This window comes from Mesorhizobium sp. 1M-11 (assembly GCF_001303895.1).
Lineage (GTDB): Bacteria > Pseudomonadota > Alphaproteobacteria > Rhizobiales > Rhizobiaceae > Mesorhizobium.
Genome location: NZ_LJSD01000075.1, coordinates 200,430 through 213,799, shown reverse-complemented (window position 1 = coordinate 213,799; position 13,370 = coordinate 200,430). Strand labels below are relative to the sequence as shown.

Genomic DNA, 13,370 nt, shown 5'->3' with positions numbered 1-13,370 from the left:
GTAAGGACCGCCATTGAAAGACCGCGCTCGGCAATCGAGCGCGGTTTCGGCATCTCTAGCCTTCTTTTCCGATATTTTCCGCGTCGTAGGCGGTGGTCTGATAGACGCTGTTGATCCAGTTGCCGAACAGCAGATGGGCATGCGAACGCCAACGGTTCAGCGGCGGACGCTTGGGGTCGTCGTCCGGATAATACTCGTGCGGCACAGCGATCGATACGCCGGCGGTGACGTCGCGGTCATACTCTTCCTTGAGCGAGGTTGAGTCATATTCGATGTGGTTGAACATATAGAGGCGGTTGCCGGTCTGCTCGGCGAGCAGGCTCGGGCCCGTCTCTTCCGAATCCATCAGCAGCTCCAGGCCGGAGCCTGCCGGGATGTCGGCTGTACGCACTTCGGTCCAGCGAGACACGGGAATCGCAAAATCATCGGAGAAACCGGAGAGATAGGGGGAGGCGGGCGCGTTGTTGCGGTGGCGGAAGACGCCGAACGCCTTCTCTTCCAGCGTGTGTTTCGGGACCTGGTGGAAATGCCAGGCGGCGGCCATGGCTCCCCAACAGATGAAAAAAGACGAATGGACGTTTGTCTTCGTCCAGTCGAGGATCTGCTTGAGTTCGTCCCAGTATGTCACGTCCTCGAATGGCAACAATTCCACCGGCGCACCGGTGATGATGAAGCCGTCGAATTTGCGTTCCTTCACCTCCTCCCACGTCTGGTAGAAGGTGATCAGATGTTCTTCGGACGTATTCTTGGCCTTGTGATTGCCGATGCGCACCAGGGTCAGTTCGACCTGCAACGGCGTCGCGCCGATCAGCCGGGCAAACTGCGTCTCCGTCCTGATCTTGTTGGGCATCAGGTTGAGCAGGCCGATCTGCAGCGGGCGGATGTCTTGGCGCAGGGCGGTCTGCTCGTCCATGATGGACACGCCCTCTTTGACAAGAACTTCACGGGCGGGGAGCTGGTTCGGGATCTTGATCGGCACTTTGCGAACTCCAAAAAACAAAACCGGCATTGCTGTCGCAAAGCCGGTTTACGGATCGCAAACGGCCCTTTAGCGACTTATTTAACGTGGCTGCAAGCCGACCGGCCAAATCACCACGGATCGATGTCCTGCTAATACGCCGACCAAGCGATGGCGTCAATCGATGCTCGAACGTTGGGCCGGCCCCGTCATGGTTCCGGTTTTCCTCGACATTCAGTGGTGCGGACGGTATTTCCGCCGGAGCCTCCGGTCGGAGGCGTCAATCACGGACTTTCGACATGACCAAGGCAACCGATCCGCTTCGTCCGCAACCTCGTGCCGGTATCCTGGATATCGAGGCCTATGTGCCGGGCAAGGGTGCGGCACATGGTGCCGCCAAGGTCCATAAGCTCTCCGCCAACGAGAACCCGCTCGGACCGTCGCCGAAGGCAGTCGAGGCCGCGCAGGAGGCTGCCGCCGGGCTGGAGCGCTATCCTGACGGCCAGGCGACGAAGCTGCGCCAGGCCATCGCCGATACGCATGGGCTCAACATCGCCAACATCCAGTGCTTCAACGGCTCCGACGAGGTGCTTGGCCTGCTGGCGCGCATCTATCTGGGATCCGGTGACGAGGCGATCTATACGGAACATGGATTTCTGGCTTACCCGATCTTCATCCTGGCGGCCGGCGCGACGCCGGTGGTAGCGAAGGAAGCGGGCGAGCTTGTCGACGTCGACGCCATACTTTCGGCCGTCACGCCGCGCACGAAGATGGTTTTCCTGGCCAATCCGAACAATCCGACAGGCACCTACATTCCCTTCGAGGAAGTGCGGCGCCTGCATGCCGGTTTGCCCAGGACCGTGCTCCTGGTGCTGGACGCGGCCTATGCCGAATTCGTGCGCCGGAACGATTACGAGGCCGGCGTCGAGCTGGTCGCGGGTAACGAGAATGTCGTCATGACGCGCACCTTCTCCAAGGTGCATGGTCTCGGCGGCGCGCGCATCGGCTGGTCCTATGCGCCGGCGCATGTCGTCGACGTGCTCGAGCGCGTGCGCGATCCCTTCAACGTCAGTGCCACCGCGATCGCTGCGGGCGAGGCAGCAATGCGCGATCGCGCCCATGTCGAGCGTTCGGTGCAGCATATCGAGACCTGGGTGCCGTGGCTGACCGACGAACTGACCAGGCTCGGCCTGCGTGTAACCCCCAGCGTCGGCAACTTCATCCTGATCCATTTTCCCGATGATCGGAAACACTCGGCGCCGGCAGCGGACGAATATCTGTGTGAGCGAGGCTATATTCTGCGGCGCGTTGCCGGCTACGGTTTTCCCAACGCGCTGCGAATGACGGTCGGAACCGAAGAAGCCAACCGCGGCGTGGTCGCCGCACTCGCTGAATTCCTGAAAAGCTGAAGAAATGCCCGAACCTCTGTTTGAAAAGATCGCCCTGATCGGCATCGGCCTGATTGGCTCCTCGCTCGCGCGCGTGGTGCGTCGCGAAGGCCTCGCCCGCCATATCGCCATCTCCACCCGCCGCCCGGAAACGCTGAAACGCGCCGAGGATCTGAAGCTTGGAGACAGCTATACGACCGATGCAAAGGCGGCGGTGCGCGACGCCGACCTCGTTATCGTCTCGGTGCCGGTAGGCGCTTCCGGCACTGTGGCCGAGGAGATCGCGCCGGCTCTCAAAAAGGGGGCGATCCTTACCGATGTCGGCTCCACCAAGCAGTCGGTGATCGCGCAGATGTCGCCCTTCGTGCCGGAAGGCGTGCATTTCATTCCCGGCCATCCTCTCGCCGGCACCGAGAATTCCGGCCCCGACGCCGGTTTTCCGGACCTGTTCGACAACCGTTGGTGCATTTTCACGCCACTGCCGGATACCGACCCGGAAGCGTTGGAGAAGCTGACGGAGTTCTGGCGCCGTTGCGGTTCGAACATCGACACCATGACGCCCGAGCATCACGACATGACGCTCGCCATCGTTTCGCATCTGCCGCACATCATCGCCTACAACATCGTCGGCACGGCCGACGATCTGGAGAATGTGACGAAGTCCGAGGTCATCAAATATTCGGCCTCGGGTTTCCGCGACTTCACCCGTCTGGCCGCCTCGGACCCGACCATGTGGCGGGACGTATGCCTGCACAACAAGGATGCCATCCTGGAGATGCTGGCGCGTTTCTCGGAGGATCTGTCTTCGTTGCAAAGAGCGATCCGCTGGGGCGACGGTGACAAGCTGTTCGACCTGTTCACCCGCACCCGCGCCATCCGCCGTTCGATCATCCAGGCCGGCCAGGACATCGACGTTCCCGACTTCGGACGCCAGGTGGTGGAGCATCCCAGCAAGTGAGGCAGTCGGGAGTAGGCAGTAGGCAATAGGGCGATAATTCTCTACTGCCTACTGCCCTACTCGACCGGCTTAATCATCCCCAACGGAATGAATCCCAGAGAGGCGCGGCCCTTCACCACTTTCAGCGGCATCGTCGGTTCGTTGCCGAGCATGGAAAGGGCGGCGAAACCCTGCTGGATCTGGCTCGCCTGTTCAGGGATGGCCGTGGCGAGAATGGCCGCAACCGCCTTCGGGTTCTGCAGCTTGATGTTGAGCGTGGCGTCGATCAACCCGTCGGCATCGACCGCGACCGGCCCCGCGAGAACGATGCGCGCCTCGCCGGAGAACAGTTCAAGATTCCTGATTTCGGCGGATTGACCACGCAGGCTCTTCGGCGGTGTGTTCAGCATGGCGATGCCGTTCTTCACCGTGGCGTCGCCCTTGCCGCTGAAAGGCGGCAGCACCCGGCCACCGATGGTATGGGCATCAATCTCAAGATCTGTGAAATCATGGGTGAGCACAAGGTCCTGGCCGGTGGGGCTGGCCGTGGCGGTGAGCTGGCCGACGCTGAACAGCTGGACCGGATCGGTCTCGTCGGCCGGGTCGGTCTGGCCGTTGAAACCCTCGGCGGTCACCGAGACACGGCTGGGCAGGGGCCACCACAGGCGTCCACTGATGTCCAGCTGGTCCCAGTCGATCCACAGCGGCAGCGTGCCCGGCACGGAGGTGCGCAGCGGCCCGTCGAGATTGACGTTCGGTACCAGCGGCTGGGCCAGGCTCGCCGTGGCAATTACTCCACCGGCAGCCGCGGCTATGTTCCTGGAATCGTCCTGGTAGGCAAGCGCATCGCAGGTGACCGTGAAATGCAGCGGATAGCCGCTTACCGTCAGATTGGCGCAGTCGGCATTGATTCCCTTGGCCGCCAGGGCAGTGACGGTGCTCGTGGCATCGCTCCTGACGCGCCCGGCCAACCAGTACCAGCCGGCGCTGTAGAGGCCGAACAGAACAAGCAGGGCCAAGATCAGTTTGGGCAGCCAGCGCCGACGTTTTGGCTTGCTCTGGTCACTTGACGTCATGCTGTGGCCCTCGATAACGCAGAAAGAACCGGAACGGCGACCATCCCGGTCGAAATGATTTGATGCGGAACGCGATGAAGAAGAAACGACATTCCGCCCTGTCTCTTTGCTTGTCGCATGATCTTTGTCCAAAAAGTCCACGACTTTTCGGGATCATGCTTTAGGCTTGGCGATATGGGCGATTTTTGGGTTTTTGGCTACGGTTCGCTGATCTGGCGCCCCGGTTTCGCGCATGTCGAGACGCAAAGAGCACGCCTGCATGGCTATCGGCGTTCGCTCTGCGTCTATTCCTTCGTCCATCGCGGCACCCGCGAAAGACCGGGTCTGGTGCTTGGCCTCGACCGCGGCGGTTCCTGCATCGGGCTGGCTTTCCGGGTGCCTGGCGAGTTGCGCGACGAGGTCATCGCCTATCTGCGCGAGCGTGAACTGGTCACCAACGTCTATCTCGAACGCTGGGTGAAGGTGGCACTGGAGGACGGCCGCATGGCGGATGCGGTGACCTATGTCGCCGACCGTGGCCACGAGCAATATGCAGGCTCACTCGATGAAGCGGAGGCCGCCACCGTCGTACGCGGTGCTGTCGGCCAGTCCGGTGTCAATGAGGACTATGTGCTCAACACCATCCAGCATCTCGAAGCGCTTGGCATTCGCGATCGCTGGCTGGAAGAGGTGGCGCGGCTGATCGTCCCGCCCGAAAACACTTCTGGCCCATTGAACGCTCGGCGATAGTCCCTAGCTTCCTGCTGGTATCGGCACCCGCCGGCATTAGAGCGTTTCCGTTTTTGCGGAAACGCGGGAACGCTCTAATCCTTTGTTTTTTGCGCAATTCCGGGGCGGAAAACCGCTGCGCACTTTTCCTGGAATTGCTCTTAGAGCGTTTCCGTTTTTTACGGAAACGCGGAAACGCTCTAAGTTTGTTTTCGCCGCATTTTTGTAACGCCAGGTGATTCCACCTGGCTACAAAATGCTCTAGGGAGATCAATCTTGAACAGACGTTTGCTCGGTCGAACCGACCTCGAAATCGCGCCGCTCGTACTGGGCGGCAATGTCTTCGGCTGGACTGCTGACGAGAAGACGTCCTTCGATCTGCTCGACCGTTTTGTCGATGGCGGCCTCAACGCCATCGACACGGCCGACGCCTATTCGCGCTGGGTGCCCGGCAACAAGGGCGGCGAATCGGAAACCATCATCGGCAGGTGGATGGAGGCGCGGGGCACTCGTGACAAGGTGGTCGTCATCACCAAAGTCGGTGCAGATATGGGGCAGGGCAAGAGGGACCTTTCCGCCGCCCATATCGAACAGGCGGTGGAAGCCTCGCTGAAGCGCCTGCAGACCGACGCCATCGATCTCTATCTTTCGCATTGGCCCGATCCGACGGTGCCTTACGAGGAAACGCTTGGCGCCTATGAGAAGCTCCTTGCCAAGGGCAAGGTTCGCCATATCGGCTGCTCCAATCTGGACGCAGGTCAGCTTCGGGCCGCTCTCGATGTGGCCAAGCTGCGCAATCTGCCGCGCTACGAGGTGCTGCAACCGGAATACAATCTCTACGACCGCGCTTCCTATGACGGTCCGCTGCGCGATCTCTGCATGGCGGAGGAGCTCGGCGTCATCACCTATTTCAGCCTCGCCAGGGGATTTCTGTCAGGAAAGTACCGCAGCAAGGCCGATCTCGGCAAAAGCGCCGCGCGCGGCGGAGACATTGATAGATATCTCAACAAACGGGGCATGCGCATCCTGGCAGCGCTCGATGCTGTCGCCGGGCGGCATGCGGCCAAGCCGGCAGAAGTCGCGCTTGCCTGGGTGATCGCACGTCCAGGCGTGACAGCGCCGATCGCCAGCGCGACCACGCCGGAGCAGATGGCAAGCCTAGTGCGCGCCGCGTCGCTCACGCTCAAGCCGGCCGATATCGATGAGCTGGACAAGGCGAGTGCGTAGGCTCGCCTGCTGACGTCAGTGGAATTGTGCGCCGTCAGGCCGCCAGCGCGCGGCCGACGCGGTCGCGGATTTCGGCCAGGGTAAAAGGCTTCTGCACGACGTCCAGGATGATGCCGTTCAATTCCTCCGCACGCTCGCGCTGATCGGCATAGCCCGTCACCAGCATGATCTTCAGCGCCGGGAAAGCGGCCGCGGCGGCCTTGGCCATTTCGATGCCGTCCATCTCCGGCATGCGGATATCCGAGACGATCAGATCGTAATTGCCGTTGGCGGCACGGATGCTTTCCAGCCCTTGCGCGCCATCGGCGGCGATGTCGATATTGTAGCCTGCGCGTTCGAGCGCGCGGGCAGCGAGAGTGCGGACGGATTCATCGTCCTCGACGATCAGAAGCTTTGTCATGCGCCGAGCTTTGCCCGGCAAATGTTGACGTTTCCTGAAAGTCCGGACGGTCCCCGAATTCTTTTCGAAGAGCCACGGAACGAGCTCAGGCGTCGCCTTTCACCACCCCGACGAAGGGCAGTTCGCGGAAGGCGTGGCCGACATCCATGCCGTAGCCGACAACGAAGTAATCCGGGCAGTCGAAGCCGACATAGTCGGCGTTGAGGTCCGTCTGCCGGCGCATGCGCTTGTCCAGCAACACGGCAATGGAACAGCTTTTTGCCCCACGCGACAGCATCAGCTCGCGGGTGAATTTCAGCGTCTTGCCGGATTCCAGAATGTCATCGATCAGGAGCACGTCGCGGCCGGCGACCTCGTTGTCGATGTCGCGCAATACGCGCACCTGGCCGCTTTCGGTGCCGGCGCCATAGCTGGAAATGAAGATGAACTCGACCTCCGGCGACAGCCCGGCATCGTGCATGGCGCGGATCAGGTCGGCGGCGAAAATGAAGGAACCCTTCAGGACCGAGATGACCAGGAGGTCGTGATAATCATGGGCCGCGATCTCCTTGGCGAGTTCAAGATTGCGGCGCGCGATCGCCGACGCCGAAAACAGAACCTCGATATCCTTGCCCCGTACAACTGGCATGAAGATCCTTTCTGGAAACGCGCGTCCGAAGACGGCCGCAGCCGCCACTATCGCGCGAAGGTGACCGAGACGGCCGTTACGCCGTTTCTAGGCAGGTCGAGCCGGCTGGAAAAGGCAAATCTTTCGCCAGGCGGCAAGGTGCGGCCGGATGTCCCCAACCCATAGCGGGTGATATGGCCGTCATTGCCGGTAACGCGGATCTCGAGCGGTGGCAGCACGGCTGCTTCCATGCCGTCATTGCCGGCCTCGCCGTCAACAAGCAGCACAGGTTTGCGGCCGCTGCTGTCGACGCGCGAACTCACGCCCGAGATGCTGAGTGCGGTGACGGCGTTCTCGGTCGAATCGAAGAAAGCACCTTTGTGAAACAAGGCGTGGCCACCCGAGACCCAGAATGCCAGCAGGGCGATTGCAACGCCGCCGCCCCAGAACAGTGGCCCGCCATGAGATGCGCCGTGCATATCAGCTGTTGCTTCACCTTTGCGCAGCATGCCCATCCCGTCGAGTGACGGTGCTGGTTCAACCGCTTCCAAGGGGATCTGCGTAGGCGCTCGATCGAACTGAACGCCAGAATCAGGATCAAGCACGATGAAATCAGCGTCGACCACGTCGGCCACGGCGGTGCCGTTGCGAACCGATGAGGCCGCGGTCATGATTTCGCCGGAAACCGGGCGTGCCGTGCCGCGATCGGCCATCCTGTATCCTGGTCGCTTCTGTTCGCCGTCTGTTGCCATTCCGTAGACAAAAATGGTTAATGCTTCCCAACCGGAATCGATTTACAGCGGCGGTCGGCATCGAAATTTAACCGGCCGTTAACCATGCCGGTCGATGGTCGTTTCTCAGAGCGCCGCGCGTCCATTCGGACGCGCAAAGGACGCTCCAACACTTTGAGTTGGCGCATGATCCTTTCCGAAAATCGTTCCGATCTTCGGGGTCATGCGTTAGAGACGGGCGGACTGCCGCCAAACACAGTTCCAGGTCGCCGCACGTGATCCGCTTCGAAAATGTCGGCCTCCGCTACGGCATGGGTCCGGAGATTCTCCGTGACATCACCTTGCATGTTCCGGAGCGTTCCTTCCAGTTCCTCAGCGGGCCGTCCGGTGCCGGCAAGACGACGTTGTTGCGCCTTCTATTCCTGTCATTGAAACCGACGCGGGGGCTGATCACCGTCTTCGGCAAGGATCGCGCCCGCATCACGCGCGAGGAACTGCCGCATCTGCGCCGCCGTATCGGCGTGGTGTTCCAGGATTTCCGACTGCTGGATCACATGACGACCTACGAGAATGTGGCGCTGCCTCTGCGTGTGCGCGGCCGCGAGGAGGCGAGCTATCGCACCGACGTGGTCGAACTGCTGAAGTGGGTCGGCCTTGGCGACCGCATGCATGTGCTGCCGCCGGTGCTGTCGGGTGGCGAGAAACAGCGCGCGGCGATCGCACGTGCACTGATCGAACAGCCGCAGATCCTGCTCGCCGACGAGCCGACAGGCAATGTCGATCCGCAATTGGCGCGGCGGCTGCTTCGGCTGTTCATCGAACTGAACCGTCTCGGTACGGCCGTCGTCATTGCCACCCACGATCTCGGCCTGATGGAACAGGTCGATGCCCGCCGGCTGATCCTGTCGGGAGGGAGACTGGACATCTATGATTGAGATGACAGCCGATCACGAAGACGAAGATGGCGAGATCCGTCGCGCCGAGGCACCTCAGCGCGCGCAGCGCAAGATGGCGCCCATCGTGCCGGCGCAGAACATCGCCGGCCGCGCACTGGTGTTCGTCATCGCCATCATGACTTTCCTGTCCTGCCTCACCTTCGGCGCGGTCACATTGGTGCGGGGTACCGCGGCAGTATGGGAGAACCAGATCTCGCGCGAGGCGACGATCCAGATCAAGCCGGTCGACGGGGTGGACATGGAGGCTGCGCTGGCCAGTGCAGCCGGGATCGCAGCCAAATTCCCGGGCGTCAAAGCCACCAGCATCGTTGACCGTGATGCCACCGCGCGCCTGCTGGCGCCATGGCTGGGCAGCGGTCTCAACATCGACGAGCTGCCGGTGCCTCGCCTTGTCGTTGTCACCATCGACGAGAACAATCCGCCCAATTTCGCAGCCATGCGCGAGGCGCTGACCAATACGATCGCCAGCGCCTCGCTGGACGATCACCGCACCTGGGTGGACCGGTTGGTTGCCATGGCGCGCACGACAGTGACCATCGGCATGCTGGTGCTGGTGCTCATGCTGTCGGCGACCGTGCTGACGGTGGTGTTCGCCACGCGCGGCGCGATGGCGGGTAACGGCCACATCATCGAGGTGCTGCATTTCGTCGGTGCCGAAGCGCGGTTCATTGCCCGCCAGTTTCGACAGCAGTTCCTTGTTACCGGCATGAAGGGAGCGGCAGCCGGCGGCGTGGCGGCAATCGTCGTGTTCCTGATCTTTTCCTTCTGGGCATCGCGAAACATGGCAACGCCGCAAGCAGACCAGGCCGTTGCGCTGTTCGGCAGTTTCGCCATCGGCTGGGCTGGATATCTCGGCGTCGTCCTGATGGTGGTGGTGATCGGCGCGCTGACCGCGGCCACGTCGCATGCCACAGTGATCACCTATCTGAGTGATCTCGATACGCGCCAGACCGACGGCGGCTGACGGAGAGGCGGCTATGACGCAGTGCGGCCCAGAAATCAGCTCGCGGGAGGGTGCTTTTTCCTACCAAAGGCCGCAATTCGGCACTAATCATGGAAGCATGAACAGTCGCGATTCTGCCGACATGGCCGAAGTCGCGCGGGACACTCGCAGCGTGTCGCGCGGACCATCCCGGCTGTGGCGCCTGGTGCGCAATATCAGCCTTCTGGTCCTGTTCTGTATCGCCTTCTACCTCCTGGGTTTCGGCTGGTTCGCCAGCCATGTCAGCCGGCTCACCACACCGGCCGATCCCGAGGCGGCGGACGCCATCATCGTGCTCACCGGCGGCCAGTCGCGGCTCGATGCAGCCATCGGCCTGCTCGAATCAGGCAAGGGTGCGCGGCTTCTGATCAGCGGGGTGCATCCGACCGCCAGCCGCAAGCAGCTGCAGCGGGCGACGCAGGGCGACACCCAGTTGTTTTCGTGCTGCATCGACATCGATCGCGCGGCGCTCGACACGATCGGCAATGCCGAGGAGAGCGCCAAGTGGGTCGAGACCCATGGCTACAGCCGCATCCTCCTTGTCACCAACAACTACCACATGCCCCGCAGCCTCCTGGAGATGGGCCGGCTTCTGCGGGGCGCGAAGCTGGTGCCTTATCCGGTGGTCAACAGCAATCTCGACAATGGCGGCTGGCTGATCAAGCCGGGCGCCTTCCGGGTGCTGTTCACCGAATACAACAAATATCTCCTGGCATTGGGCCGCGTTGTCCTGCCGATCCGGCCTGCCTTCGCCAACCACGACCTCGACTGACCGCACGGCCCCGATGGGCGACCTGAGATGGGTCGATGCCTTTTAGGAGCCGGCGCGCAATTTCGTGATCTCCGCCTCGAGGGCGGCAATACGCCGATCGCGGTCGGCGAGGATCGACGCGACATCGGTCGCTTCGAAACGCTGCGGAATGTGCTGCGGGCAATTCGCATCCCAGGTCGATACGGTGAACAGGATGACCTGCTCGGGACGCGCCTTGTAGTCCGGAGGCATCAGCCGGGCCAGAAGTTCGGGATCGTTCTCGACGACACGCGCCTCGCCCCAGATCTTGATGCGCTGGCGCAGCATGTAATCGATGAGGAACAGGAAGGCCTTGCCGTTGTCGGCGAGATTGCCTTGCGAGATGAACTGTCGGTTGCCCGAGAAATCGGCGAAACCGATGGTGCGGTGGTCAAGCACGTGCAGGAAGCCGGCTGGTCCGCCGCGATGCTGGATATAGGGTTGGCCCTCGGCATTGGCGGTCGCGAAGAAGATGCTGGTCTGCGCCGCGATGAAGGCGGCGAGATCGGGCGTTATGTCCTGGTTCCAGCCACGTTCCTCCGAGCGAGCATAGGCCTGTCGCGATCCCTTGCGGGCCTGGATCGCCTTCACCGTGGGTGTGAAGGCGACATCGCTTGCGTAGATGTATGAGGCGGCCATCGCGGTCTCCTTGTCCATTGCTCCCGGCAGAGCCAGTCGCACGAGCCGCCGCGTGCCATTGGGCTGCGGGCGGCGAATTCGTCTGAAACTGGTATCTTTCGCATTGCAGAAGTAGATGGCGTTGCTGGAAGGCGTTATTCCGAATATTGGAAGAGTGATGGATCGTCTGGGTTCGATGTCACTGTTCGTGACCGTGGCGGAAGCCGGCAGCCTCTCGGCTGCAGGCCGTGGCCTCGGCATGCCTCTGGCTACCGTGAGCCGCAGGCTTTCCGATCTCGAAAAGCACCTTGGGACACGGCTGCTCAACCGCTCGACCCGCCGGCTCGAGCTGACCGAAGCAGGACGTTCCTATCTCGCCTCCTGCCGGCGCATCCTGGAAGATGTCGAGGAGGCCGAGCAGGCCGCGGCCGGTGAATACAGCCAGGCACGGGGTGAGCTGGTGGTGACGGCCCCCATCGTCTTCGGGCGCCTGCACGTGCTGCCGGTCGTGGTGGATTTCCTGGCTGCCTATCCGGAGGTGGATGTCAGGCTCACCCAGTCCGATACGTTGCGGCGACTGGTCGAGGAGCACATCGATCTTGCCGTGCGCATCGGACGTTTGCCGGATTCCAGCATGGTCGCGGTCAGGGTGGGGTCGATCCGCCGCGTGGCCTGCGCCAGCCCCGCCTATCTCGAAGCCCATGGCGTGCCCGGAACGCCTCAGGAGTTGAGCGCCCACCACTGCGTGACTGTCGAGCGGTTGGCGCTGCCGGCGGCGTGGACATTCACGGAGGGGCAAAGGGAGATCGCGGTGCCCGTGCGATCGCGGCTGACGATCAACACCGCCGAAGCTGCCATCGATGCAGCGGCGGCCGGCGTTGGTGTCGCCAGGGTGCTGTCCTATCAGGTGGCGGACGCTGTGCGGTCGGGTGTGTTGAAGTTGATCCTGGAGGATTTCGAACCCGAACCCTGGCCGGTCAGTCTGGTCCACGCCGGGCGTGGCTTGCTACCGCTCAAGCTGCGCGCGTTCCTGGATTTTGGAGCGCCGCGGCTGAAGGCGCGCCTGGCCGGGCTCGGCATTTGAAAAACAGCGCCGGACAAAGCGTCGATTGGGCAAGCTGCGCCGTCATTCCTTTTTGCCCGTTCATGGTGTAACGAACACGCGCTTCTTCACAGGCTTCCCGAATGCTCTACATCCGCTCGCTGGCGTTCAATTTCGTCTTCTATCTCAGTCTCATCGTTCAGATGATCCTGTGGACACCCTATTATTTCCTGTCGCCGCGCGACCGAGCCTGGTTCGTGCCGAAGTTCTGGTCGCGAACCAGCATGTGGCTCTACAAGGTTATCGGCCGCACCGAGAGCGAGATAACCGGCACGGAAAACCTGCCTGAAGGTTCTTTCATCCTGGCGCCGAAGCACCAGTCCTTCTGGGATACCATCGCCTTCTTTCCGTATCTCAAGGATCCGCTCTACATCCTCAAGCGCGAATTGACCTGGATACCCTTCTTCGGCTGGTACATCATGAAGATGCGGATGATCCCGGTCGATCGCGGCAGCCGCTCAAAAGCGCTCAAGGCAGTGATTGCCGCCACCAGGGCGGAGCTGGCGCGCAATCCACGCCAGCTCATCATCTATCCCGAAGGAACGCGCCGCGCGCCGGGCGATGAACCGGCCTATAAATACGGCATTGTCGAACTCTATTCGCAGCTCGGCGTGCCGGTGGTTCCCGTCGCCCATGTCGCCGGCCTCTATTGGCCGCGTCGCAAGTTCCTGCGTTTTCCCGGTACCATCAAGGCGCGTTTCCTGCCGCCGATTCCACCGGGGCTCGACAAGGAAGAGTTCATGCGGCGACTGATCGGCGAGACGGAAGCGGCCTGCGACGCGTTTCTGATCGAAGCGGCCGGGTCGGACAATGCGCCACCGCTGCCGCCGACCGCCGCCAAACGGCTGGCGGAACTCGGGGTTGCCTGACGCCGACGCTCGATCGAGTCG

The 13,370-nt window shown here is 62.1% G+C and carries 15 protein-coding genes and 1 riboswitch; of the genes, 9 read left to right on the top strand and 6 right to left on the bottom strand.

From position 1 onward, the window contains the following. Positions 1-55: 55 nt before the first annotated feature. Positions 56-979 carry a homoserine O-succinyltransferase gene (gene metA / locus AO692_RS30435; protein WP_054313961.1) on the bottom strand — a complete coding sequence of 308 codons (924 nt, stop codon included), beginning with the start codon at positions 977-979 and terminating at the stop codon, positions 56-58. Positions 980-1,028: 49 nt separating this feature from the next. Then, positions 1,029-1,106: riboswitch (SAM riboswitch) on the bottom strand. 151 nt (positions 1,107-1,257) lie between these two features. On the opposite strand from metA, the gene hisC reads away from it, so the two are divergent. Both hisC and AO692_RS30425 read left to right on the top strand, forming a co-directional pair. Beyond that, positions 1,258-2,367, top strand: coding sequence for a histidinol-phosphate transaminase (hisC, locus tag AO692_RS30430; protein ID WP_054313763.1), 1,110 nt, complete (start codon positions 1,258-1,260; stop codon positions 2,365-2,367). A 4-nt stretch (positions 2,368-2,371) separates the two neighbouring features. Further along, positions 2,372-3,304 carry a prephenate/arogenate dehydrogenase family protein gene (locus AO692_RS30425; protein WP_200911809.1) on the top strand — a complete coding sequence of 311 codons (933 nt, stop codon included), beginning with the start codon at positions 2,372-2,374 and terminating at the stop codon, positions 3,302-3,304. A 56-nt stretch (positions 3,305-3,360) separates the two neighbouring features. On the opposite strand, the gene AO692_RS30420 is transcribed toward AO692_RS30425, so the two are convergent. After that, positions 3,361-4,359, bottom strand: coding sequence for a DUF2125 domain-containing protein (locus AO692_RS30420; RefSeq protein WP_054313762.1), 999 nt, complete (start codon positions 4,357-4,359; stop codon positions 3,361-3,363). Positions 4,360-4,533: 174 nt separating this feature from the next. On the opposite strand from AO692_RS30420, the gene AO692_RS30415 reads away from it, so the two are divergent. Together AO692_RS30415 and AO692_RS30410 are read left to right on the top strand one after the other, a co-directional pair. Further along, a complete protein-coding gene (locus AO692_RS30415; protein ID WP_054313761.1) occupies positions 4,534-5,088 on the top strand; it encodes a gamma-glutamylcyclotransferase in 555 nt (184 codons plus the stop codon). A gap of 255 nt (positions 5,089-5,343) precedes the next feature. Beyond that, a complete protein-coding gene (locus AO692_RS30410) occupies positions 5,344-6,294 on the top strand; it encodes an aldo/keto reductase (protein ID WP_054313760.1) in 951 nt (316 codons plus the stop codon). 34 nt (positions 6,295-6,328) lie between these two features. On the opposite strand, the gene AO692_RS30405 is transcribed toward AO692_RS30410, so the two are convergent. The 3 genes from AO692_RS30405 to AO692_RS30395 all read right to left on the bottom strand — a co-directional run bounded on the left by AO692_RS30405 (position 6,329) and on the right by AO692_RS30395 (position 8,014). After that, positions 6,329-6,694: a response regulator gene (locus tag AO692_RS30405; protein WP_054313759.1), complete on the bottom strand. Its 366-nt coding sequence runs from the start codon at positions 6,692-6,694 to the stop codon at positions 6,329-6,331. A gap of 85 nt (positions 6,695-6,779) precedes the next feature. Then, the gene (gene hpt / locus AO692_RS30400) at positions 6,780-7,322 is read right to left on the bottom strand and encodes a hypoxanthine phosphoribosyltransferase (protein ID WP_054313959.1); all 543 of its coding nucleotides are present in this window, start codon (positions 7,320-7,322) and stop codon (positions 6,780-6,782) included. A 47-nt stretch (positions 7,323-7,369) separates the two neighbouring features. Next, positions 7,370-8,014, bottom strand: coding sequence for a hypothetical protein (locus AO692_RS30395; protein ID WP_054313758.1), 645 nt, complete (start codon positions 8,012-8,014; stop codon positions 7,370-7,372). Positions 8,015-8,307: 293 nt separating this feature from the next. On the opposite strand from AO692_RS30395, the gene ftsE reads away from it, so the two are divergent. The 3 genes from ftsE to AO692_RS30380 all read left to right on the top strand — a co-directional run bounded on the left by ftsE (position 8,308) and on the right by AO692_RS30380 (position 10,742). Next, positions 8,308-8,967, top strand: a complete 660-nt coding sequence (gene ftsE / locus AO692_RS30390; RefSeq protein WP_054313757.1) for a cell division ATP-binding protein FtsE — start codon at positions 8,308-8,310, stop codon at positions 8,965-8,967. After that, positions 8,960-9,952: an ABC transporter permease gene (locus tag AO692_RS30385; RefSeq protein WP_054313756.1), complete on the top strand. Its 993-nt coding sequence runs from the start codon at positions 8,960-8,962 to the stop codon at positions 9,950-9,952. Before ftsE ends, AO692_RS30385 begins: the two co-directional genes overlap by 8 nt. Positions 9,953-10,073: 121 nt before the next feature. Next, positions 10,074-10,742 (top strand): YdcF family protein, encoded by a 669-nt coding sequence (locus tag AO692_RS30380; RefSeq protein WP_054313958.1) that lies wholly within the window; start codon positions 10,074-10,076, stop codon positions 10,740-10,742. Positions 10,743-10,784: 42 nt separating this feature from the next. Here the strand turns inward: AO692_RS30380 and AO692_RS30375 are convergent, their stop codons facing one another. Further along, entirely contained in the window at positions 10,785-11,399 is a 615-nt protein-coding gene (locus tag AO692_RS30375) for a pyridoxamine 5'-phosphate oxidase family protein (protein ID WP_054313957.1), read from the bottom strand. A 157-nt stretch (positions 11,400-11,556) separates the two neighbouring features. Here AO692_RS30375 and AO692_RS30370 point away from each other — a divergent pair, with 157 nt between their 5' ends. Together AO692_RS30370 and AO692_RS30365 are read left to right on the top strand one after the other, a co-directional pair. Then, the gene (locus tag AO692_RS30370) at positions 11,557-12,462 is read left to right on the top strand and encodes a LysR family transcriptional regulator (protein WP_054313755.1); all 906 of its coding nucleotides are present in this window, start codon (positions 11,557-11,559) and stop codon (positions 12,460-12,462) included. Between the two features lie 101 nt (positions 12,463-12,563). Next, positions 12,564-13,349: a 1-acyl-sn-glycerol-3-phosphate acyltransferase gene (locus AO692_RS30365; protein WP_054313754.1), complete on the top strand. Its 786-nt coding sequence runs from the start codon at positions 12,564-12,566 to the stop codon at positions 13,347-13,349. The last annotated feature ends 21 nt before the right edge of the window (positions 13,350-13,370 follow it).

What these genes read in the sequence shown, in the direction of transcription:
- hisC (WP_054313763.1), top strand. Translation starts at nt 1,258, where the DNA reads ATGACCAAGGCAACCGATCCGCTTCGTCCGCAACCTCGTGCCGGTATC.
- AO692_RS30425 (WP_200911809.1), top strand. Translation starts at nt 2,372, where the DNA reads ATGCCCGAACCTCTGTTTGAAAAGATCGCCCTGATCGGCATCGGCCTG.
- AO692_RS30420 (WP_054313762.1), bottom strand. Translation starts at nt 4,359, where the DNA reads ATGACGTCAAGTGACCAGAGCAAGCCAAAACGTCGGCGCTGGCTGCCC.
- AO692_RS30415 (WP_054313761.1), top strand. Translation starts at nt 4,534, where the DNA reads ATGGGCGATTTTTGGGTTTTTGGCTACGGTTCGCTGATCTGGCGCCCC.
- AO692_RS30405 (WP_054313759.1), bottom strand. Translation starts at nt 6,694, where the DNA reads ATGACAAAGCTTCTGATCGTCGAGGACGATGAATCCGTCCGCACTCTC.
- hpt (WP_054313959.1), bottom strand. Translation starts at nt 7,322, where the DNA reads ATGCCAGTTGTACGGGGCAAGGATATCGAGGTTCTGTTTTCGGCGTCG.
- AO692_RS30395 (WP_054313758.1), bottom strand. Translation starts at nt 8,014, where the DNA reads ATGGCCGATCGCGGCACGGCACGCCCGGTTTCCGGCGAAATCATGACC.
- AO692_RS30385 (WP_054313756.1), top strand. Translation starts at nt 8,960, where the DNA reads ATGATTGAGATGACAGCCGATCACGAAGACGAAGATGGCGAGATCCGT.
- AO692_RS30380 (WP_054313958.1), top strand. Translation starts at nt 10,074, where the DNA reads ATGGCCGAAGTCGCGCGGGACACTCGCAGCGTGTCGCGCGGACCATCC.
- AO692_RS30375 (WP_054313957.1), bottom strand. Translation starts at nt 11,399, where the DNA reads ATGGCCGCCTCATACATCTACGCAAGCGATGTCGCCTTCACACCCACG.
- AO692_RS30370 (WP_054313755.1), top strand. Translation starts at nt 11,557, where the DNA reads ATGGATCGTCTGGGTTCGATGTCACTGTTCGTGACCGTGGCGGAAGCC.
- AO692_RS30365 (WP_054313754.1), top strand. Translation starts at nt 12,564, where the DNA reads ATGCTCTACATCCGCTCGCTGGCGTTCAATTTCGTCTTCTATCTCAGT.